Here is a 21,837-nt window from a genome sequence, read left to right on the forward strand (position 1 = left end):
TCTCCCTCCTCCCCTCGCGCTCCCCCCCACCCCCTCACTCCCTCCGGTCGTAACATTCTTTAAATCCCCTTATATCAGTGGTTTAGGCGTACATTTTTTAGGTAATCCTATAAGAGTAATTGTTAGGTAAAAATCTGAGTTTTTACTAGTTTCTTTTTAGGTAGGGATGGAGTGTTGCTACCTATTTCCTACTTAAAAACTATCTTAGTTTAGTATATGTAAGTGCCCAGGGTTTTATATGTTGTCCTACCAAAGAAATACTTAGAATTTACTTGGATAATTTTTGATCAGGAAGGGGAAAAAATGAATGATCGTTGACTATGTTGTGTTTTTTGGATTGCTAGGAAGTTCATTTGTCTTTTATGCCCTCCACAAGAGGCGAGGAAGCGAGGAAACATCCTATATAGATCTGGAATATGGCAAGACAGAATCTCCCATAGAACGCGTCATGTTCCGTCTCCTTACGAATAACGGATTTTATCCCCAAACCCAAGTCCCATGCGGAAAATACAGAATTGATCTCGTTATACTCGGGAAAATTGCTCTTGAATGTGATGGGAAGCAATGGCATTCTTCATCGCAGCAAAAAGCCCATGATCGGAGGAAGGACGCTTTCCTTCGTCAGAATGGATATATTGTTTTAAGGTTTACTGGAAGAGATATTTACAGAAGACAAAAGTACATCCTAAAAAAGATAAATGAAAGCATTTCGTAACTGTTAATAACAGTTATTAATTATTATTAACAGTTAATAATTAATTTGTTCATGGAACGTGACAAACTATAGATATATATACTGTTTACGTGCCCTACAAAATGCACAACACAGAAAAGAGTTCTCTAACAAGAATTGAGGAGCTTGTTGGAAGGGCTCGTCCCAACCTCCATTTTTTCAAAATGGAGGTTTTCCAATTTCTCGGCATTTTTTATAAATTAACGTTTTATTTTCAAGGAGGGAGAAATACATTAATAAAAGAATATGTTTCTTATAGAAAACAGATCGGAAGGGGAACGTAACAAATGAATATACAACAAACATACGGTACACAAATTTGGAGATTTATAAAAAAGAGCGCAGCGAAATATTCTTCGTTTCCAGAGAACGAGATCATACCAGAGACCTATACAATTACGTTATTCAATCCAGATACCGATGATGGAAAAAACAGATTCGGTCAAGTTTTATTCGATACATTTAAATACATAAAAGAAATTACAGGAAAAGAATTAAAAATTGATTATCATCCACGAACGGAATTTAAAAAGTTTAACCAAATACGAGACATTTGGATCTACTTCATAAACCGTTTGGAAGACCTGGAGGAACAATTTGAAGAAGATAATATTGTACCGTTCCCTACACGCCCATAAAATGGCGTGTTTTTTGTTGTTCTATAACCTTTTCATAACATTATTACCAGACTATTAATTAATTTTGTAAGGGTTATATTCGGTTTGTAACAAAATTCAATTCGGAAAGGTTTTGATTTAAGTGAGGAAAATTTATCGATGTCCAGATTGTGGTGGAGCGGCTGAATGGGAGCGAAGGCGCGGAAATATAACAATGACCCATGTTTTCGCTTATTGTACCGTGTGCCGGGAATGGAAGTGGATTCCTAGGGAATAACAGCGAAGACAGGGGAATCCCCTGTCTTCGCTATGTCCTCGTAAAACAATCTTTTAACAACAAAAAGGACCCTATTCCTTTTACTTATGTTATTTTTTGTTTTGGTTATTTTTATAAGTAACTTGGGTCATATAGACCGCCGGTTTATCTTCGAATTGATAATATCCGTAGAAAACTATTTTGTCCCCTGTATCCGTTACAATATAACTTTCTTCGTCCTTAAAAAATCCCGGGAATTCCATCTTATATTTCCTTTGATTTTCCGGTCCCAATTTTTGTTCGTAAACTTCGAAATGCCCAATACTCTGTCCGTTGGATTTCTCTACGGATTTATCTACAAAGAAGTATTTACCATTATCAGAAGCTACAACTTTACCATTTTTATCTGGTCTCAGCCTTTGACCCTGTGTATCATAGACATATTTTTTCTTATCAAAGTCGTAAATCTCATCACTTTCGAGCAGCGTTTTTTTATCTACATTAAAGTATCCGTGCAGCGCAGGAGAATCTTTTGTTCTGTCCAATTTCATTACTTCTTTCCCATCTTTCTGAGACATTACAGTTATTTGATTTTCGTTTTCTTTATGAAAAATCAAGTTCCCTTTACTAGAACCAACAATGGAATTTTGTAATTTGTTAGAGCCTAAAGACTCGTTAACACTTACAGATCGAAGGTTATCTGTTTTGTCTTTAAATACAACATCTCCTTTATAATTTACAAATACATGTGTTACCTGGCTTTCTCCACTCTTTATTTCCAAAGCTCCGTAACCCATGGCGACGAATTCTCCACCCGGCACAATAGATTCCACTTTAATCTCTTTATCTTTGGTCCATTTTCCATTCTCAAATGTAGAAATATAAGGCTTTGCCTTTGAAGTAAAAAGAACTCCTAAATTATCACGTTCTGGGATGAAATAAACACTGTCTTCATCGTACTTATCCAGTTCCAAATTCGTAAAACTTTCTTTTCCCAATTGTTGTTCCACTTTTCCTATACGGAAGGGACTCTTCGAATCAACGATCCTTCCTCCACCTTCAATTTCCTCAGAATTCTCGCCTTCTGTTTTACTTTCTGTCTTTTTTGAATCCGTAGAGGTCGTTTTGTTTACAGATTTTTCTTCTGTCGTTCCTGTTTTGTGTTGTGAATTTGTTTCTACATTTTTATCATTTCCACACCCCATCAAAGCAAGCGAAAATACAGACAGTATCCCCAATGATTTCATTTTCCAACCCATTTCAACATCCCCTTAAATTTAATTTTAAATACCACGACCGGTTTATTTTATACGATTCACAATTTAATTTCTATAATTTTGAAAATAAAACAAAATAAAACAAATCGAACAAATTTTGTTCGATTTTCGATTTCTTGTTCGATTTTAAATTTCATGTCTTAATCATTGATTTAGCAGTCTTTTTCTTTGTACAAGTACATATATTTCTATTAACTTAACAAACTATAAAAAAAGTCGATTTTGAACGAATCCAAAAGAGCCTCGTCGATTTCTTGCCTGTTAAAAAACGAATCTTGTAATTCCTCGTCAATTTTTAGAACTATTCAAAGGGAAGCACGGACAAGCTTCCCCAATCTTCCCTAAGCCTCTCTTTTATTTTCGGGAGGTTTCTTTGTTCTATTTTTAAATATAAGACGATTATTCGCCTCATATTCACGTTTTTATAAACCCACTAATGGTTTTATATTAAACTGGTTTCTAAACAGCCCTAATAAAACTGTATAGAAAAGAAAAAATGATTTTTTTTAATTTAATCTAGTAATTGGGTTTTTTAGGATATATACTACTTATACCAAAAGAAACGGTTCGTTTTTCCATTTTATGTAACCCCTGTGATTCATAACCCTGTAACTAAAAAAAGAAGGAGCGTTGACGCTAGCTTTAAAAAAAACATACTTATTCCAAAGTATGCGAATCACAAATAAACAGGGGAGGAATTTAAAATGAACCAATTTAAAACACTATTAAAGGTAAAAGTAACAAAGGACAAAGTGTTCCACATACTCGAAAATGAAAATGAGTACAACGTTAAAATTGAAAAAGTACATATGATTACTGGAGTGGAAAGCGCTGAAAATGTATTTGAATGGATTCCAACCAAATACCGAGTATTAAAACTAGCACTTGCCGGTGGAACATGCTTGGCAGCCGTCGGCTCCTGGATATCACAATTATTTTAAAAAAGAGAGTGGAGAATTCCACTTTCTTTTTGTATTTTTTAAAACCTATAAAATTACGGTATACTAATAATAAAAAAGACAGGAGACGGAGAGAATGATTAATTGGGACAAAGTTGATGCCCGTCATTTTGAAAAGTTCATTTTCCATGTTTTGGGGCGAAAGGGATTTAAAAATCGTGAATGGTATGGACGAGGTGGCGGCGACCGAGGAAGAGATGTGGTTGCAAATTATTATATAGAGTTACCATTTAATTTAGGTTACGAACAAAAATGGATATTCCAGTGTAAACGAGTTAAAAAAATGCCACAACCATCACAAATTTATAACGAAATCGCAACGGCAAAACAGCATGATCCTGACGTCTGGGTGCTTGTAACACCACACAATCCAACAACTAGCGTTTACGACTATCTACATAACTTAGAACATAATATGGGATTTAAATTAATAGTCTTCTCGCTTGCGGAATTAGAAGAGATTATCCATGAACATAGAGATTTAAAGCATGTTCTAACACATGGACATTTACCAGGAGAAGAAGGAGAAGATGAGAATGTATAAATTAGAATATAATTACGACGAACGTACGATTTATAAAGTTTATGGTACTGGTGAAAAGGAAGCAACACCTTTCGAATTCCCTAGTGAGCCAGTTGTCTCTCCTAATGGCAAACATACTGTTTTCATCGATCCATTGGAATGGGAAACTCTGGGTGAACTTTACATTTTTGATAACACTATTGGAGGATTCGAAACACTAATCAATCCTGAAAATGATCTTACTCCTAAATACGTAAAATGGATTGATCATAATACCCTAGCTGTTATTATCGGTTTTGGATACGGAACTGTTCAAATCGGAGGTAATTTGTATACATATAACATAACAACCAAAGAGCAAAAACAAATTACTGATTTCGAAAGACATATTCAAATCACGAGCTTTGATGTTCTAGAAGAAAATCAACTGAAATGTAAGGGAATTAAATACACGGACGATCTATTAAACCAATTCATCGAATTTGAAGAAGTAATTTCATTATAAAAAGAGACCATATGTGGTCTCTTTTTATTTAACGATATGTATATCAGGCTTTCTAAATTCATTTTCCATTTCTTCTACAATAGCCTTTGTTAACCTACTACCTAGTTTTTCGTGATACTTTTCCCATCCACCTTGAAGGCGAATATAGTGTAGTTGTGCAGCCGTTCCTGAAATCCACTTCCCTGTTTCAGGGTTATAGAATGTTCCTTTCATTTAAAACCATCCCTTTCTTTATATGTTCCATTTTCCATCTATGTTTTATTAAAACGTACTAATATATTTCTTATTAAAAGACAATTCTATTCCACTTTTCTTTTAATTCATTTCATATTTTTTATTTTGTTGTTATTTGTCGAATTTTTTTCTTCTTTACCCCTTTTTTTCTTAAAGAGAAATACAGTACAATGCGTATGAAATCGAATTGGGACCTGGTTTGTGATGTAACTTGGTGAAACATATGACCGGGGAGGAAATATTATTATGAGTGAATTTAAACACGCTTCTAAAATGAAAATAACAAAGGAAAAAATTCTTTACATAAGAAAGAATGAACATGAATATAGTTTCACAGTGGTGAAATTAAAAAAAGGAAAAAAACAAGAAGAAATCCTTTTTGAGTGGATTACTAGTAAATTCTTTTTATTAAAATTATCCTTGGGTATAAGTGGCATCGTTGCAGCCATATCTTCTTGGTTAAAACAGTTTGTATAAAAAAGAGGATGGTATTTACCATCCTCTTTTTTATCATAATTCATAAACTTTCCTATGTACTAAGACTATCCGTTTGTAATTTTGTATTTTCTTCCAAATTTTTTGGTGCATTTATAAATTAACCACTCATTAATTGCAGAGTTTAGAGCCTTTTGAACATCTTCCCTAGAAGAATTTTTTTTGGGAGCTGGGTATCTCTCACCATGTCTAGACAAAATTCCAGAAGCATCCCTAGAATTTATGTATTGATTATGCCTTTTTAATTCCTTTAAAGAATTAAACAACTCCTCTGGAAGATTTTTTTCATTCTTATCAAGTTTGGATCCTATGTCTAAATCAGCCAAGATATTTTCAAAAATTTTATATGTATTAACTAATAAGTAGATAATTTGTTCTTTAGAAAGTGTCAACAACAGTATAACTTCCCTTACAATAGGCTCATCAATAATTAATTGTAGATAATCTTTGTAAAGATCCGGTTCTGAACTCTTATCCCTTACTTCTAATCTTTCAAGAACTTCATTATCAAAGGGATTTGCTAACTCCTCCAATGTAATATCCAAGTCTTCTGAATACCTTGCAGCTTTAGGATTAAAACCATTATCATAGTAAAGTGTTGTCGATGCTGATATTGTTTTTCTGTCTAGTAATATACGCAACCCATTCACTATCCTTAATAAAGATGTTAATCTCGCATAAGCTCGAGTTGATTCATCTCTATCTAATACATCAGCGTGGGGTGAATTGAATACTGGTATATATGTAATACCCTCAGGATCACCGTTAAAAAATTGCATATGGCATCCTAAATCCCATCCAATAATCCCTGGATTCGTATATAAATTTAATGACCATTCATTTTCTTCCATAAATTATGTCCCCCTTAATAAACTACAATTTGTTTTAAATTATAACATTTGGCATTCAAAGTTACTTCCAATGCCAATAATCCAAGGAGGGTTTTTAGTTTCTTTACAAAAATAAATAAGAGAAAGTTTGACATTTTTGCGCAAGTATTTTTTACTGTATATAAAATAGTATCAGGGGAGGGATTTGCATGATCAAGCGTTATGATATCCGATTTAACGATTTTAAAAGAACCGGTATGGATATACAGCTAGAAGACGGAAAAATTTTAGGGGAGATGTCCTTTTTACTAGACAACAAAACGGCAAATTTCAAATTTTCCCTAACACCTGGGAAACAAAAAACGATTTTGCATTTCAATGCGTTTTCAGGGACTTATCATTTTACATACGATACATTAATGTTTTTATATTTAAGCGAAAGAGAAAATTTCTTCAAAACCCTACGTTCTAAAGCTAAATTCCAAGTGCTGTTCGAAGACGATAGCAAGAAAAAAGAATTTTACAAAGAGATTTCTATTAGAAAAGATTTTGCGGAATTTGATACAACAGATTCGAAAAACAAAAAATTAATTCAGGATCTTCCTTCTCCTACATACATGTCTTTATCTAACATAAAATACGATGAACTATACGCACCCAAGCTTGATGAAGTACACACATACATAACTGAACGATTCGAAAAGAAAAAGACGTTCCAATCGGTTCAAAACAGTATTTTATCTTTTTACGATTTTATCTTTGTTCACCGTTGCAGCCAGATAAACAGCGAAAATGAACAATTAATTAATGAATTTATCGATTATGAATTAAAACGTGATATTAAAGAATCCTTTTTAAACAAAAAAATTAGTAATATCCTTAGTTTCCTACACTATCAACGGATTTTTATAGACAAACATAAGATCAAAAAATGTGAACGCATCACGAACGAACTGGATCACAATGAAATTGATGAAAAAATCCAAATTGTACTAGAAAGATCTAAAGAAGAATTGGAAAAGGTAACTCGGAAAGAGAAAATATCCATGATTTCTACAAGTAAATTGCGTGATCACCACCGAAATTACCATATTATCAGATTACTAATTCACACGGCAGCGCGCTTAGAGGAAGTTATGGATCTAACAATAGACAATATCGATTTAAATAATAATCTTGTACTATTTACAGACAGAAGCGTAAGCATTCCAGAAGAATACGCGAAGGAATTACATCATTACATCAATTTCCGTAAACAAAATGATCTTCAAATCGCATTTACAAAAAAAAGTGCCAAAATGGATTTTGATGCAAAAAAAATGATTATAGAATTTGATATTTTAAAAGATGAATTCATGTCTCCGTATGAAAAAAAGCAGCTTTATAAGATGCAGCAAGAATACAAATCCAAAAAAATATTTCAAGTTCCGGAAGATTTTTCGTTTCACAAATTATCCTTTGCACAGTTCCATCAAACTTTTACTTTTAACAATGCCCTATTCGTAAGTAATCGTTACAACAAAATGTACGAAACATCTTTCCAACGTATTCTAAGAGAAAAATATGCGATTGTGAGTGAAGATCTACGTAAATATTCTATTCACCAATTATTAAAAGTTCATTCTGAACAACAAGTACGGAATATCCTGGGACTAAAAACAAATGTAGATATTCGTTATGTATAAACTATTACTTGCCTTTTTACCAATTTAAAATATAAATAGATGGAATCACTCAAAACACAACATAAGACATTTTATTAATCTTGTAATTTAGTTTTTAAACCAAGGAAACCCTCTTCCTTGGTTTTTGTTTTAAATGAAAAAAGCCACAAACTAAAAAGTTTATGGCTTTTTATTAATCAACTTTTTTTCAAGCGGAAACGATTGGTACTATCTGATTATCAATAATTTCCTTCATCTTTACAAGGACTCTTTCTCTTGTCCCCTCTACATCTTGAAACACTTCCCGTCCTGTAACCCGTATAACAAATACATTTTCTTTTCTTAAAAATTGATCTCTTATTATATCCTTTTGTCTCTGTATGGGATTCAAGTGATCTTTACCATCTACTTCTACAGCAATTTTATAAATACCCAAGGGATACGCCATGTCCAGTCTATATGTTTTTCCATTCTTACATTTAACCGAAACTTGTACTTTGGGTTTTACTTTCCCTTTAGAAAACTTACACAACGAATTATATAGTAATAGTTCCCCAACTGATTCTAGATCATCGTTGTAATACATTAAATATTTCTTCTTATAATCCATTTCAAATCTAATCGATAAAAATTTATGCCAAGCCATTATATTTCCCAAATTCCGTTTTTTGTACAGAGAATAAGATTTATTTATAACCTCTCTACTTTCTTCTACATTTACAACATACTTCTCTTTCAAGAGAATTCACCCTTTCTAATTTTTGTGAATTCTCCTCTCGCCTTACTATTAAAATATGTATCAATGTTTTTTTTAGAACCAAAATTTCATAACTTAAAATAACCTTTATTCACGTTTTAATTCATCCTCTAATGATTTTGTATTAACTCCTAAATAGCTAGCCCTTTTTCCCCTAAATAGAAAGAGACCTCCCGGGGATGGAGATCTCTTTCTTGTATACATTGTGAACTTACAACCAAAAGTAGGTATATACACTTATAACTTGTAATATAACCACACTAACAAATTATGAAATTATTATTTAAACCATACAAAAAAGCTCCTCATATTCTAAAGGAACTTTTTATAAGGTTTATAGCGATATGAAAAAAGTAATCTTTTATCTAATACATAAACCATATGTATTTTCCTCCTTCATAAAAACAAAATAATTTTACATTACTCTTAGGGATATATCCTCTTTAAAATTTCACGTCCCGTAGTATTTATATAAATACAAAACACTTTCATTTTCATACCAATGTATGTTTATTCATTTACTTTTAGAAATAAAATTTAAAACAATATAATTTCTAATATGGTTTTTTCTTTTTGGCAGAGCTTTCTTCTTCTCTCTCTCTCTCTCCCCGTTTATTATATAATATGACCAGCTGGCGAAAATAAAAAGTGAATGCGCCGTAAACATTGATATTACTGAGTTTTTTACTTTATATTAAAGAAAATCTCCAATGACCAGCTGGCGAAAATAGAAATCCTATATATAATTCTCCAATGACCAGCTGGCGAAAATAAAAATCCCTTTTTTCTTGTTTTTCTTCCTAAACAGTCGCTAACTGAAGAATTCTACATAAACAAACCGTCAGGAATATTTTCCTGACGGTAATTTTTTATTCACCTCTTAATGTATAAGTGGTTCTTTTTCTGTTTTGCTTTCCTAGAACGGTGTTTTTGAAAATGTATTCCTTCTCTTTTAATCTATCTGTAATTTTCGAAACGGCAGATTGATCAAGACCGACTTCTAAAGACATTTTCATTTGTGAAGTGAACAAGGACGTCGCGTCCATTGATCTCACTTTGAACATCATGTACGTGTAAAGCACTATTTCAGTGGCTTCTAAATCCATTAGCATCGACCTTACAAGATGTTTACCTAATTTAGTGAATCCGTTCAAGTATTGTCCGTATTTGTTAATTTTATAACCTTTTTTAATCCCTTGTTTGTTATTTCCTTTGACATTTACTACAATGGAATGCTTGGTCAATTCTTTAATGTATCTTTCCACTGTCCTCACAGAAACACGAGCTGTTTCTGCAATTTCTTCTTTTGTAAAATTTTCTTTTCCCGATCCTATTTCTAAAAAACTTATCGCTAAATAAAGTGGAATAGCTGAATGATGGATTACGTTAAATTTCTTAATTACTTCGTTGTCGAATCGAATTTTATCAAAATTGGTGCGAATTAAAACATCTAATTCTTCCTTACCGAATACTTGCTTCATTTCTGGATCGTATTTTCCTGTTGTGTAGTCAGCATAAGTCTCGGAAAATCTATAATAATCACTTTTCACAGCAGAAAATGGTTTCGGTGGCGTACATAGATCATTAAACACTCCCAATGTTTCAAGTGCTTGCTCTTGTGTTAACCCTAGGACTTTGTTCAGGAACGGTGTTAAATACAAAACGCATTTATTTCTCAGCCCTTCTGTTGTCCCCTTTAGGATGTTTTGTATGTTCGAAGGCATCGAATCGAAGTTCAAATGTTGATATAAATCTTGGTATGTCTTGCTATTAGCAATAACATTACTTCTCTTACTTATCTGAACAGTAACAGTATTGTTCGTCGTTTCTTCTTCTAAAACCTCGTGAACGGCATTTTCGAGGCTCACAGGTTCTTTTTTACCATGTATTCTTTCTATTTCCGTATCAAGGATTTCAAAAATCTCTTCCTTGGAATATCTTTTTTGAGTCCAATCTAAAACAACGACTTCCCTTGGTTGTGGATCGTTAGGTTTATAATAACTAAATTGATCTGAATACTCTTTGCAATTGCGAGTATAAGGAGAACGAAACACTTGAGTCGCGACATTAATGTTTTCATCGGCAGCTGAGATTATTTTTCTTATTTTAGTCGTGAACTCTCGATATAATGTTTTATCCTGAGTCGGTTTATCTAATAGAATCAAAGACTGATAACCAAACCCAGAACTTATCCCAACTGTTTCAATTCCCAAACTTAGCAAAATCTCACGATACTCTTTGTATTCTTCTCGAGAAATGCGGTCCATATCAATTGGAAGCGTCGAAGTTTCGAACGTATTCCCATCGACGATCATTTTCTTTTCTTCGTATTTGTATGTAGGTGCCCCGTTGCGATCTGTGGTCGCCTCACGAACTTCTTTCTTGTTGTCAAAAGTGTATAAAGAATAGTAACAACAATGACTAAAAGGAGAAGTATCGTACATTGCTTTCGTTAAAATTTCCAAAGTTTTTTTGTCATCGAGATTGAACAGCATCGTTGGTTTATAAAAATTACGAGTAACACCTTCTCCACGCAGCAAAAATTTGATTTCAATTGCTTTTTTGAAGCCTGGTCCCACGTTTCCTGGGTGCACTAATTTGAGAAAATTGATCAAATTTTCCGCACGCGTTCTCGCTTCTTCTTCTGTATATCTCAATTCCGGTCTTTCAATTTTTTTCGCTTTTTTTATTTTGCTTTTCATTTCTGTCGGACTTACATATCTTACTAGACCATTAATATTTCTTTCATTACTCATAACAAAAATCCCTCCCTATGTTGAAAAAAACGGCACGATTGCAATTTTTCCAAACCAAAGAGAAGGACTTATTGTTTACTTAATTAAATAACATAAAAAAGCTTGTTTTTTTGTTTTTTCGATGTTATATTTTAAGTAGCAGATGTTAGTCTTTTCTCTTGGTCGGGGAAAGCTAATCGTATCTTAGGAGATCTACGTTCCAGGTAGATCTTTTTTTTATATATTTTATCTTACATTTTTTTACATATAATTCTAGTTTATTAGTGTTTTTTCTCTGTATCTCCCTTTACTGTAACAGAAAAAATCGTTTTTTAACAGATTAAATGCAACATTATTCACCATTCTTCACACAGTTTCTACAAAAATTACTTGATTACTAGGCTTTTCTTTTACAAAAAACGTATATCCATCTCGAAAATGCTCTTTCATTTGCTCTTTTATGTAATCAATTTGATCCTGGAGATCTTCTTCCTTATAATAGACCAACGGTCCAATTACCACTGATGTATAACCCTGTTTTAATCCCTCGGAGATGATATATTTTACTTCCATTTCTTCATACGCTTCTTTCAATTTCCGTTTGTTTTCTTTATTTGTTTCGTGTTCATCTCTCCAAGATTGAATTTCTTCTTCTGTAATAGATTCTAGTTGTAATCGGCTATACATCGGAATATTTATTGGATGTCTTTTTGTACCAGCTTCAAAATAACTTGATACGTCTAATTTCCCTGATTTCTCCCATCGTTTTCGTTCTGTTGTTGTACATTCAAGAATCGATTCTGTATCCTTTGGTCCAATACCGGTTAAATCTTCAAACTCATTTTTAATCCGTTTGTGTAACAACTCATGGTATTTTTCATTTTTATAAAGCCCGTCCAATATTTCCATAATGTCTTGTTTCTTAAGCTCTTTCCACTCGTGTCCCAACGAAATTTCTTTCGGTAATCCTTCTATCCATTTAATCAAATCCACTTTTAAAACCCCATAAAACGCAGCTGATATTTTTATTTTTGGTATTACATCACGATTCAATTTTATTCCCTCCCTTTTATAGTGACCTTATAACACGAATTTCCTTTTTTTGTCTATAATCCTGTATGTAAACGTTAAAAAAGATACTGCAGCCGTACTTCCGGATGATTTTTTAACAGATCAATATGTTCTCTAATCACCGCTATGTCCTCGCATGCTTCTCTGATCGTTCTGTTTATTTCTTTTTTGGTTCTACCGAAGTATGTACCATCGCCTTCTATTTCAATTTGTAACGACTTTACATATCCCCTATATCGTTTTAAATGGTCTTCTTTTCCTATTAATAATTTACCTATTCCTATTTGTTCTAAGTGGGGTAGCGTCAGGGAAATGCGGATTTACAACGGTAAGCATTTGATACAAGTCTTATGAGACAGTCAGAAGTCATTTAAAACGCTAATTTCATTATGTCTCAATAAACTCTACTCTATTGGAATTGTGAAGTGATACACTTAAACTAACGTACGCAGGTTTGTTGAATAAGGACTTCAAAAAATACCCTTAATTAAGCTAAAAAGTCCTTCTCTTTATTAAGAAGGACTTTTTTATGTGTTATTCCATTGTCTCATTCATTGTAATAGTTTCGCTTGCTTCATGACCAGATTCTCCATGTCCTGGTCCAAACAAATTCAATATTACAACTCCTACAAGAATCAGTGTTATTCCTGCAATGCTAGCCATGTTAAGTTTTTCCTTCCAAACTAAAACTGAAATTACTGTAGTCAAAACAAGTCCTAAACCTGCCCATAATGCATATGCAGTGTTTAAGGGGATTGTTTTTAGCGACAAGGATAAAAAGAAAAAACAACCAACGAAAGCTATTATTACCCCTATTGTAGGATAGAGTTTTGAAAAGCCTTCAGATGCTTTTAATAGGGAAGAGCCAATAATCTCCCCCACTATTGCAAGTGCTAAATATAGATATGACATTATTCGTCCTCCTGAATCATGTTTATTAGTTCATCAAAAACTTGTGTTTTTAGTTCTTCATTTAATGGTGCCATTCCAAATATTTCTGAAAACCAAAGACCATCTATGGATAATCTTGTAATTGTTATTTTGACAGGATCAATTCCATCAGTTATTAACTTTGTATGCAAAATATCGTATCTCTGCCGGAATTCATCTAATAAATCTGGATTAATAAACATAGTAGCCATTAGTGCGGAATTTAGATTATTGTTTTCTAAATCGGAAAATGTAGATTTAAGATAAGCCCTATTCCATTTTCCTATTGCGTTATCATCGTCGTTATTAACTAACGTATTAATGCATTCGAAATAATTATTTGTCCAATCTTCCACCATTCCTTTAATTAATGCTTCCTTGCTAGGAAAATGGTATAATAATCCACCTTTACTCACGCCAGCTCTTTGGGCGACTGCCTCTAATGTGAGTTTGACAACTCCTTCTTCTTTTACAATTTCAGATGCAGCAATCAATATATTTTTTTTCTTATTAGCATGCTTTGAAATAGACATAATAACCTCCATAACTTAGATACATATAATATACCGTCTGGACGGTTTTTTTGTCAATCGAATTAAAGCTCTTATTTAATATCACTCTTTCACATAAAAATAATCCAATAAATTAATCTAAAGATTGTGAAGAAATGTACTTAAAGTAAAGGGAGCTTTAGTTCAACAGTCGATTTCTTAAAATCGGCTTTATTTATGGGTGAAAATTACATTACCGTTGTAAATCCGCATTTTCAGGACTCTACCCCTAAGTGAATACAACAGCCTTTAGAACAAACCGAAACGCCCTTATACACATATTCAAATTCCTTTTCTTTTTGAAAACACACCATACACTTCACGTTTGATGACCTCCCTATAATTCAGAAATGGTCATCCGTTTTGATTACATCTTCCTACATTTCTACTTAAACAAGTAATTTAATCGTACTTCTGGATGTTGTTTTAACGTTCCAATTTCTTGTTTTAAACGATGTATTTCTTGTAAAAGCCCTTCTCTTTCTTCTAACCATTGTTCCCTATCCATTCCTCCGTGCTCGTACAGAAAGAAGCCGCTTGTAGAACCAGAATTTATATATTCTATATGTCCTTTTGTTAATTCAATTTCTCTTTCCTTTTCTTGTATCAACTTTACAACGCCTTTTTCTTTTAATTTCCTTGAACACGATTGATCACAAACCTGTAGATCATGTGACCAAAATTTCAAATATGAATGATGTCTTGAACAAACAATACACCTCATAATTTTCACCCCTTATATATGTATTTTATAAAAAAAGCCTGTTTCCTTTTTTGCGTGAGTATTTTTTACAAACTTTAAAATATAATTCTCTTCAAAAAAAATTATTGTTCTTGCTGTTTTTTTCTTTCGATTTCTTTATCAATGATGATTTTCATCTGACTGTAACAATACCGCATCTCGGCTAAGCTTTCAGCTTTTTTCATTCTCTCTTTGTAATCCTGGAATCGCTCATATTCTTCCTCTGGCAGCTCTACAATTTCCATATCAGGAAACTCATTTTGATTTTCATCCATTTAAAACACACTCCTTGTTACAAATCATCGAATTGTCCAAAATATATCTCGTAATTGGTGATATTATAACCAAGTTTCTTTAACTTTCGCGGCAAATTTTTATGATGCAAAATGGCTTTGTTTGGTAAGATTGATGTGATTTCGTGAAAAAAATCATTAATCAACATCATTCCATTACTTTCAATAAAGAAAAAAAATTCTCGTTTTTTTCCTTCTTTTTTTCGATATAGACAAGTAATCGGCACTTGCTCCGAGATAAGTCGTTTTCTTTGTTCCAAACTCCAAAAAGCCCAACATTTATTTACCCTTTGAGATGGAACGAAAAACGTTTTTAATCTCCAGGTTTTCGATTTTACTACTTTTTTTATTTCGTAATGGAAATCAAAAACTCTTACTTCTATATTATCTTTAAAACACACTAAATCATTCTCTTTATTAACTAGAACCCATACATCAAATTCTCTATGATGTGTGAATTTTAGCTCCTTATACCCTTTAAATACACCATTAATGATCTCTCGTACTTGTGTTAATTCGTACATATAATGGTTCTTCCTTTCGTAATTACCTGTCTTTGGATAAATATTAATTCTATACCGGTACAGGTATTACCTTCTACGCATTAAAATAAATTTCGAAGCCGTTGTTCTTTGATTCTTCTAACCCAAAAATCATAGTCAGGATCCTCAGCTTGGTGCCTTATTTTATCTAATAAAACATTCGGATCATCTTCTACAAACAGAAGAGAATATTGACATTCGATAACTTCTAATACATCTCTTTTTATTTCGTGCATATATAAATTTGATACAATTTCACCCTCCAACAACGGAATACGAAAAGAAACTATTCTGTTTCTCTTTTTAATGAAATGTTCGTATGCTTCGTTTCTATATTCTTCCCTGTAATCTTTTGTGTGGTGTACGTACATTGCAAATCGGATCACCTCTTTTGTTACGGTTGTTATATAATCAAAAAAATACCCTGGGGTATTTCCATGTATTTTTAACCAAAATTTGAATACATCTTCCGGCTTATAAATTCCCACAAGCATATTTATCCCTCCATTCCATGCATTTCATTGGATAGATAATACTTTAATATTCGTATGTGTATCTCCTCTATTTTGCCCCAAATATTCCACATAAAATTGAATTCTATCTACGTATTTTTCTCTTCCAACCACATGATATTTCATCTTTCTAAAATCACAGTACACAGGTTCATACAGGGAAATTACAAAACAATCTTCTTTTTTGCTTTGGATGTATTTTGTTGTTAATTCTAAACCTGGATAATCGCGGATAAATAAAATGATATCAATTGTTGTGGTTGTTTGATGTAAAAATTCCTTCTTAGCTTCTTCTTTTAAAAATAAAGCTGTTTCTTTTGTTATTAGCTGGTGAAAATACGTTAAAACCGGAGGTTTTGAGGGGTAATGATCTTGCAGCAGTGATTGTAAACGAACTTTTTTATGTTTTTCATGCGCTTTCTTTAAAATATAATTCATTATTCTTCGTGAAATCACGATTTCTTCAAAACCATTATCCCCATACCTCAATATTTTCGGCTTACCCTGATCTAATAAAATATAAATTTCGTTTTCTACATCGTTTCGGGAAACTATAAATTGATAAGAAACAAATATCTCGACCAACTTCCCATGTTCCGTATAAATTTCCAGTTCCGTAATCTCTAAATTTCTCATCGTATCACCTTTTCCTTTCATGTATTTCATACGTAATACATGAATAATCCTTTGCATTTCAAGTTATTATATAAAAATTACATATGTATTACATTTTATTTATTCATCATATTTTTCTTTACATAAGAGACATAGCCCTCTGAAACATTATGTTTACGGGCGATTTCTACCTGTGTCATCTTCTTTTTCTTTAAATCCGATACAATCATTCTCGTTCTCTCCTTTTTCGCCTCTTTTATTCCCTCTGTCTTAGATTCTGTTTTATTTTCTTCTTTCTTTGTATCAGGTTTAGGGAAAGAAACTGATCCTGTTTGATCTACGTTATACGTTTTTCCTTGTTTTAAAAATGATTCGATTACCTCAGAAAACTCTTTATTCTCCCTCAGTTCTTGCGAACGAATTCCCGTTAATTCCGATACCATACCAAATGTGATTGGCTCATTTTTCTTATTTAATTCTCCTATGGATCGCGCAATTAATTGCATTTTTTCCTCATGACTCAGTTGTTTTACAAGAAATTCTTCCATTAATAACAACTTTCCATTTCGAATTTCTATTAACCCTTTAAACAACAACTCTACAATTACTTTATACACATCCTGGTTCAATGTTTCCTGTAATTCTTCTATACTCATCGATTCCTTGCTTTGTGATACGTGGTTAATAAGTAACAAAAACACCTTATCTGTTTCATTTAACTTTTGATTCGTGAAAATCGACCGTACATTTATTTCACGTTTTTGTTTTACCTTTACTTCCATTTCGCCCACCTCTTTCTATAATATTTACCCAATCGAACAGTCTTCTTCTCGGCTCTTCTTTTATGTTTCCCTCTTCCGTATTACCAAACAACTTTAATCCTGGTACTTCTTCTTTTTTTACAAATAAAGATTGTAGTTTCCAAGACTTCTTTAATCGTTCCACCACATTTTCTTCCATCCGATCTTTAATTGGTTCTTTTATTTGTACAACTTTATCGTTTGTATCTACCAAGAACCAATATTGACCGGCAAGAGGGTTATTTTCTTTAGAAAAAATAAGCTCTTTGTAATCTTTGTACAAACCACCTTTAACAACATTAATGCTTGTTAATTCGAACATGTTGTTTCCTCCTTATATATGTGTTTTATAAAAAAATCCGTTTTCCTTTTTTGCGTGAGTATTTTTTACAGGTTTTAAAATATACTTTTCTTCACACACGAAAAACATTCTTCTACACTTCTTGTCTACAAATAAAAACTGTAATCGAACTTCTTTGTGTGATTTCAATTCTTCAATTTCTTCTTCTAGACGTTTAATACATCCGTAATACCCATTTAATACGGAAAATAAGTCTTCTTTTAAATAAGAATACATTTCTTTTACATCTTCTAACTTATAATTCTCTAAATCGTGTTTTAACGTATGATATAACATTTCATAGTTAACAATCATGAGTTCTTTCTCTTCGATTTGTCTTGATACAGAAAATTCCGAACATTTATTACAGAAAGTACCTTCACTTTCTTGCCAACAACATTTACAATTCATATCTTTACCCCTTTCATTCTTTTCGTTTATTCACTTTTTCAGCCAGGTCTTTGGCTTTATAATAATAAAAATCGCATTCAGCCTTTGTTCTTGCATCTTTCATTTTTTGTTTATAATGTTCAAATTCTTGTAGTTCCTCGTCCGTAAACGGCGTTGTTAATGTAGGAAACCGTATTATATTACTCATTTTCACTTCTCCTTTTTAAACGATTTTGTACTTGTTTCAAGAATTCCTCTTCAGAAATTTTCCCATCCAATTGTTTTCGGACCAATTCATCCTGGTCTTTATTAACATGGAAGCCCGACAATTCCATTGATTTTCGGGCTTCTTTCATCACTTCATCCTTTTTGTTCCTCATTTTTCTTCCTCTCCCTATTAAAACAGTTCTTTTAACCTAAATTTCTTCCACATTTTAATGAACAATTCTTTTGTTTCTTCGTCGATTTCCTCATTATTTTCCACCGAATCATGAAGCTCTTTGATAATTTCTTCTCTGTCTTCTTCTTCCACAATAGATAATATTGTAAAGAAATTGTCTTCATCACCTTCATACGTATAGTTTGGAACATTTTCCTTTAAAATCGCCGCTGTGTCTGTAAAATAGTATTTAACATAACCACCGCCATACCCATCTTCGATTGGTTCCGAAACATTATAATCCAGATCAGTTGCATAATATCCGTTTTCGTCTCGTAAGCAAATTTTCTTATAATTACGTCCATCGTGGAAATTATAAACCTCTTCAAAGAAATCTAATAAATAATCTTTTCCGCTATTTTCCTTCAACATTGTTACTACACCTTCACGGATTTCAAGCGGCAGCTCTTCTAATTGCATAAAATCATAGTAGCTTTCTACGTCAATTTCTTCTAATTCTTTCTCATATGCCTTGATAATATCTTTAACGTCGTTTTCTGTTAGTACATATTCATATTCATCGAATGTTTCTTTATCTACATAAAAATCTTCTTCATTCGTACCCCACTCACAAGGAGAAAGTTCATCACCCTTATTAATTGTAACGGAACCAACAAGATTGATTTCCTTCTCAATGTTCTTTTCGGCAACCCCGAAAAATTTGTTTTCTTCTCCATCTCTCGTAAAAAACTTAATACCCTCATATACTTCAGATAATTTTTTCATGTTATTCTCCCGCCTCTTTCTTCTTCAATTCTTTTAAGTGATCGTAAAGAACCGATTTCGAAACACCTGTGATTTCTTGAATTTCACGCACGGTCATTTGTTTACTTTCGTACATACGAACCGCTTTTTTCAGTTTTCCTGGATCAGTCTTCTTCCTTCCCCCAACTCTTCCTCTTGCTCGAGCTACACTTAAAGATCGTTTTGTTCTTTCCTGGATCCAAAGTCTCTCAAATTCAGCCATCAAAGCTAACATGTTAAACATCATCATTCCATTGGCTGTATCCAAATCAAGGTCATCTTGCAGCGATCTTAATTTAATACCGCGTTCTTTGAAATCGTGAACAATATTTACAAGTTCTCTCATAGAACGCGCCAGGCGAGTCAATTCAACTACAACTAACTCATCGCCTTCTTCCAGCATTCTGTTCACTTTTTCAAAGCCTTTTCTTTCCTTCTTCGTAGAAGAAACAACATCGCCCTCGATCTTGTCCTCGACAACACCATGCGCCAACAAAATATCCCTTTGTTTAGTCAAATCTTGTTTCTTGGTACTAACTCGACAATATCCAAATTTACCCATTTTATCATCTCCTCTTTTATAGTATATCCTAAAACTTACGAAAACCCTTTTTTATTTCGGAAGAAGTTTTCAGGATGTAATTCGGATAGGATATGTAAAAAAAAACGGTGATTTCTCACCTGTTTTCCTAAAAGTATCCGAAATGAACGTTTTTCGGACAGCCTTTCTATACTTATTATTGCCCGAAATTTTTTAAAAAGCAATACAGTTTCATATTTTTTGTACGTATTTTATACGTAATTTATACGTATAAAATACGTACTTAATTGAATAATTTCTTTAAACGTAATTCTTTCGTCTCCTTTACGCTTTCTTCATATTTTGTTCTTTGAACATGATAATAACTTCTTCAAAACTGAATTTACTTACGAAAAAAACTCATCTAACCACCTTCCTTTCATATTTTAATCAAACAATGTATTTTACACGTATTTATTACGTATAAAATACGTAATCATTTAACAAATAACATTTTCAACCTAATGCTTGGATCAGAGCTAAGAAATTTCTGTATTTCCTTTTTAATGTATTCATCCTGAAAACAATAAGATTTCGCACGGTGCCCATTAAAGTGAAATCTAGCCATTTCGTCTTCTGGTATCCAAAGCACATCTTCCTCAAATGAAGATAGGGCTATCTTTACACATTGATCGCCGGTATGCATTTGCAACTTTCGAAATCTCTTTTCTTTTTTATCGTAAATTGCCATAAAGGGGACTGTATTCAACATGTTCGAATGGAAGTATATATTTGTTTTGGTAGGAAAATCTTTTATATGATCAAACTGCAGGTGTTCTTTTTTTATGTATCTCTTCATTTCGATATTTTTTATAATAGCTAGTAAACTTGGGTATTTCTTTTCTAAAAACTTCTTTAATTTGAATTCGGTCGGAACGATTCCAGACCAGGCAGAAATATCTATTAGCTCTTTTTTAGTTATTTTTATTTCTATATCTGTTTCTCTACAAAGAAACAATAATATAAATAGTGCTTTTTCCATTTCCCCTCTTTGTTTTGTATCGTTTACTTTTATGTATGTATTTCTTTTCTTTCTTTCTAATCCAACCAAATTTTCATTGTAATAAAAATCTGGATCTGTAATTACCGCATCATGTTTTGTTATTATCATTTTCTTTCACCACTCCTTTCCAAATAAGCTGTTCATGCGCATACTTCTAATTTCAGCGACAATAGTCTTATAATCTTGTTCTCCTATTTTTCCTTTTTTATAATCCTCTCCCATGACTTTTATTAGCTCTGTGTATTTGTTCTCACTTAGCAATGGAATCCATCTTTGACCACATTCATCCCTTTGAACATCCTCTTTCGTTACCAATCCTCGCTCTATATTCAATTGCAACTTTTCAAGGACTTTGTCTGTTTCTTTTTCAACTACAATATCAGAACTGCCTAAAACATCGATAATTTCAATGAGTTTATGTTCTTTTGAATAACCGGTTTTCGAGGCAATTTTGAAATTCCCATTTTCCTCAATAAGATTAACTCTACGTTCGTGTACAGCATATATATCTTCCGGAGTTTCAGGTGAATACGCCTCTAATCTAAACACCGCTTCTAATCCATATCTAACAAGTTTGACATCACAATCAATTTGAAGCTCTTTGTAATCTTCCTTTTCAAAATAATTCATTACTAGTGACCTAGCGACTTCTTCTATACTGTAATACTTAACAAATGTCATCTCACTCCCTCACTTTCAA

Annotated in this window: 29 protein-coding genes; 7 read left to right on the plus strand and 22 right to left on the minus strand. The window is 32.6% G+C overall.

What is annotated here, in order from left to right:
• Window positions 1-307: 307 nt before the first annotated feature.
• Together BAQ44_RS28500 and BAQ44_RS28505 are read left to right on the plus strand one after the other, a co-directional pair.
• A complete protein-coding gene (locus tag BAQ44_RS28500; protein ID WP_071725072.1) occupies window positions 308-715 on the plus strand; it encodes an endonuclease domain-containing protein in 408 nt (135 codons plus the stop codon).
• A 305-nt stretch (window positions 716-1,020) separates the two neighbouring features.
• On the plus strand, window positions 1,021-1,371 hold the full coding sequence (locus BAQ44_RS28505) for a hypothetical protein (protein WP_071725078.1): 351 nt from the start codon (window positions 1,021-1,023) through the stop codon (window positions 1,369-1,371).
• A gap of 345 nt (window positions 1,372-1,716) precedes the next feature.
• Here the strand turns inward: BAQ44_RS28505 and BAQ44_RS28510 are convergent, their stop codons facing one another.
• Entirely contained in the window at window positions 1,717-2,865 is a 1,149-nt protein-coding gene (locus BAQ44_RS28510) for a hypothetical protein (RefSeq protein WP_071725080.1), read from the minus strand.
• 722 nt (window positions 2,866-3,587) lie between these two features.
• On the opposite strand from BAQ44_RS28510, the gene BAQ44_RS28515 reads away from it, so the two are divergent.
• The 3 genes from BAQ44_RS28515 (at window position 3,588) to BAQ44_RS28525 (ending at window position 4,870) form a co-directional block, all read left to right on the plus strand.
• The gene (locus BAQ44_RS28515) at window positions 3,588-3,824 is read left to right on the plus strand and encodes a hypothetical protein (RefSeq protein ID WP_116758432.1); all 237 of its coding nucleotides are present in this window, start codon (window positions 3,588-3,590) and stop codon (window positions 3,822-3,824) included.
• Between the two features lie 94 nt (window positions 3,825-3,918).
• Window positions 3,919-4,386, plus strand: a complete 468-nt coding sequence (locus BAQ44_RS28520; protein WP_071725082.1) for a restriction endonuclease — start codon at window positions 3,919-3,921, stop codon at window positions 4,384-4,386.
• On the plus strand, window positions 4,379-4,870 hold the full coding sequence (locus BAQ44_RS28525; protein WP_084669670.1) for a DUF4652 domain-containing protein: 492 nt from the start codon (window positions 4,379-4,381) through the stop codon (window positions 4,868-4,870). Before BAQ44_RS28520 ends, BAQ44_RS28525 begins: the two co-directional genes overlap by 8 nt.
• A 24-nt stretch (window positions 4,871-4,894) precedes the next feature.
• Here the strand turns inward: BAQ44_RS28525 and BAQ44_RS28530 are convergent, their stop codons facing one another.
• Window positions 4,895-5,083 (minus strand): hypothetical protein, encoded by a 189-nt coding sequence (locus BAQ44_RS28530; RefSeq protein ID WP_071725084.1) that lies wholly within the window; start codon window positions 5,081-5,083, stop codon window positions 4,895-4,897.
• Window positions 5,084-5,350: 267 nt separating this feature from the next.
• Between BAQ44_RS28530 and BAQ44_RS28535 the strand changes: the two genes are divergently transcribed.
• On the plus strand, window positions 5,351-5,581 hold the full coding sequence (locus BAQ44_RS28535; RefSeq protein WP_084669671.1) for a hypothetical protein: 231 nt from the start codon (window positions 5,351-5,353) through the stop codon (window positions 5,579-5,581).
• A 65-nt stretch (window positions 5,582-5,646) separates the two neighbouring features.
• On the opposite strand, the gene BAQ44_RS28540 is transcribed toward BAQ44_RS28535, so the two are convergent.
• Window positions 5,647-6,450 carry a hypothetical protein gene (locus tag BAQ44_RS28540; RefSeq protein WP_071725086.1) on the minus strand — a complete coding sequence of 268 codons (804 nt, stop codon included), beginning with the start codon at window positions 6,448-6,450 and terminating at the stop codon, window positions 5,647-5,649.
• 188 nt (window positions 6,451-6,638) lie between these two features.
• On the opposite strand from BAQ44_RS28540, the gene BAQ44_RS28545 reads away from it, so the two are divergent.
• The gene (locus tag BAQ44_RS28545; protein WP_071725087.1) at window positions 6,639-8,114 is read left to right on the plus strand and encodes a site-specific integrase; all 1,476 of its coding nucleotides are present in this window, start codon (window positions 6,639-6,641) and stop codon (window positions 8,112-8,114) included.
• Between the two features lie 187 nt (window positions 8,115-8,301).
• On the opposite strand, the gene BAQ44_RS28550 is transcribed toward BAQ44_RS28545, so the two are convergent.
• The 19 genes from BAQ44_RS28550 to BAQ44_RS28640 all read right to left on the minus strand — a co-directional run bounded on the left by BAQ44_RS28550 (window position 8,302) and on the right by BAQ44_RS28640 (window position 21,818).
• On the minus strand, window positions 8,302-8,832 hold the full coding sequence (locus BAQ44_RS28550) for an endonuclease domain-containing protein (RefSeq protein WP_071725089.1): 531 nt from the start codon (window positions 8,830-8,832) through the stop codon (window positions 8,302-8,304).
• Window positions 8,833-9,719: 887 nt separating this feature from the next.
• Entirely contained in the window at window positions 9,720-11,606 is a 1,887-nt protein-coding gene (locus BAQ44_RS28555; RefSeq protein ID WP_071725090.1) for an HTH domain-containing protein, read from the minus strand.
• A 345-nt stretch (window positions 11,607-11,951) separates the two neighbouring features.
• Window positions 11,952-12,638: a hypothetical protein gene (locus BAQ44_RS28560; protein WP_071725092.1), complete on the minus strand. Its 687-nt coding sequence runs from the start codon at window positions 12,636-12,638 to the stop codon at window positions 11,952-11,954.
• Between the two features lie 552 nt (window positions 12,639-13,190).
• Entirely contained in the window at window positions 13,191-13,568 is a 378-nt protein-coding gene (gene qacH / locus BAQ44_RS28565; RefSeq protein WP_000121134.1) for a quaternary ammonium compound efflux SMR transporter QacH, read from the minus strand.
• Entirely contained in the window at window positions 13,568-14,119 is a 552-nt protein-coding gene (locus BAQ44_RS28570) for a TetR/AcrR family transcriptional regulator (RefSeq protein WP_000028030.1), read from the minus strand. Before BAQ44_RS28570 ends, qacH begins: the two co-directional genes overlap by 1 nt.
• A 403-nt stretch (window positions 14,120-14,522) precedes the next feature.
• Window positions 14,523-14,861, minus strand: a complete 339-nt coding sequence (locus BAQ44_RS28575; RefSeq protein ID WP_224742167.1) for a hypothetical protein — start codon at window positions 14,859-14,861, stop codon at window positions 14,523-14,525.
• 101 nt (window positions 14,862-14,962) lie between these two features.
• Window positions 14,963-15,154 carry an NADH dehydrogenase gene (locus BAQ44_RS28580; RefSeq protein WP_071725094.1) on the minus strand — a complete coding sequence of 64 codons (192 nt, stop codon included), beginning with the start codon at window positions 15,152-15,154 and terminating at the stop codon, window positions 14,963-14,965.
• Between the two features lie 17 nt (window positions 15,155-15,171).
• Entirely contained in the window at window positions 15,172-15,696 is a 525-nt protein-coding gene (locus BAQ44_RS28585; RefSeq protein WP_071725096.1) for a hypothetical protein, read from the minus strand.
• A gap of 80 nt (window positions 15,697-15,776) precedes the next feature.
• Complete coding sequence (locus tag BAQ44_RS31510; protein WP_224742166.1) at window positions 15,777-16,208, minus strand: hypothetical protein; 432 nt, start codon at window positions 16,206-16,208, stop codon at window positions 15,777-15,779.
• A 24-nt stretch (window positions 16,209-16,232) separates the two neighbouring features.
• On the minus strand, window positions 16,233-16,883 hold the full coding sequence (locus tag BAQ44_RS28595; RefSeq protein WP_249024765.1) for a hypothetical protein: 651 nt from the start codon (window positions 16,881-16,883) through the stop codon (window positions 16,233-16,235).
• Window positions 16,884-16,957: 74 nt separating this feature from the next.
• Window positions 16,958-17,623: a hypothetical protein gene (locus BAQ44_RS28600; protein WP_071725098.1), complete on the minus strand. Its 666-nt coding sequence runs from the start codon at window positions 17,621-17,623 to the stop codon at window positions 16,958-16,960.
• Window positions 17,595-17,963, minus strand: a complete 369-nt coding sequence (locus BAQ44_RS28605; RefSeq protein ID WP_071725100.1) for a hypothetical protein — start codon at window positions 17,961-17,963, stop codon at window positions 17,595-17,597. Before BAQ44_RS28605 ends, BAQ44_RS28600 begins: the two co-directional genes overlap by 29 nt.
• Before the next feature lie 12 nt (window positions 17,964-17,975).
• The gene (locus tag BAQ44_RS31515; RefSeq protein ID WP_224742164.1) at window positions 17,976-18,392 is read right to left on the minus strand and encodes a hypothetical protein; all 417 of its coding nucleotides are present in this window, start codon (window positions 18,390-18,392) and stop codon (window positions 17,976-17,978) included.
• A gap of 13 nt (window positions 18,393-18,405) precedes the next feature.
• Window positions 18,406-18,579 carry a hypothetical protein gene (locus BAQ44_RS28615; protein WP_224742163.1) on the minus strand — a complete coding sequence of 58 codons (174 nt, stop codon included), beginning with the start codon at window positions 18,577-18,579 and terminating at the stop codon, window positions 18,406-18,408.
• Window positions 18,572-18,751 (minus strand): hypothetical protein, encoded by a 180-nt coding sequence (locus BAQ44_RS28620; protein WP_071725104.1) that lies wholly within the window; start codon window positions 18,749-18,751, stop codon window positions 18,572-18,574. Before BAQ44_RS28620 ends, BAQ44_RS28615 begins: the two co-directional genes overlap by 8 nt.
• 17 nt (window positions 18,752-18,768) lie before the next feature.
• Window positions 18,769-19,536 (minus strand): hypothetical protein, encoded by a 768-nt coding sequence (locus BAQ44_RS28625; protein WP_071725106.1) that lies wholly within the window; start codon window positions 19,534-19,536, stop codon window positions 18,769-18,771.
• A 1-nt stretch (window position 19,537) separates the two neighbouring features.
• Window positions 19,538-20,116 (minus strand): recombinase family protein, encoded by a 579-nt coding sequence (locus BAQ44_RS28630; protein WP_071725108.1) that lies wholly within the window; start codon window positions 20,114-20,116, stop codon window positions 19,538-19,540.
• A 454-nt stretch (window positions 20,117-20,570) separates the two neighbouring features.
• Window positions 20,571-21,245, minus strand: a complete 675-nt coding sequence (locus BAQ44_RS28635; protein ID WP_071725110.1) for a hypothetical protein — start codon at window positions 21,243-21,245, stop codon at window positions 20,571-20,573.
• A gap of 6 nt (window positions 21,246-21,251) precedes the next feature.
• Window positions 21,252-21,818, minus strand: coding sequence for a hypothetical protein (locus BAQ44_RS28640; protein WP_071725113.1), 567 nt, complete (start codon window positions 21,816-21,818; stop codon window positions 21,252-21,254).
• Between the last annotated feature and the right edge of the window lie 19 nt (window positions 21,819-21,837).

This window comes from Bacillus mobilis (genome assembly GCF_001884045.1).
Taxonomy (GTDB): Bacteria; Bacillota; Bacilli; order Bacillales; family Bacillaceae_G; genus Bacillus_A; species Bacillus_A mobilis.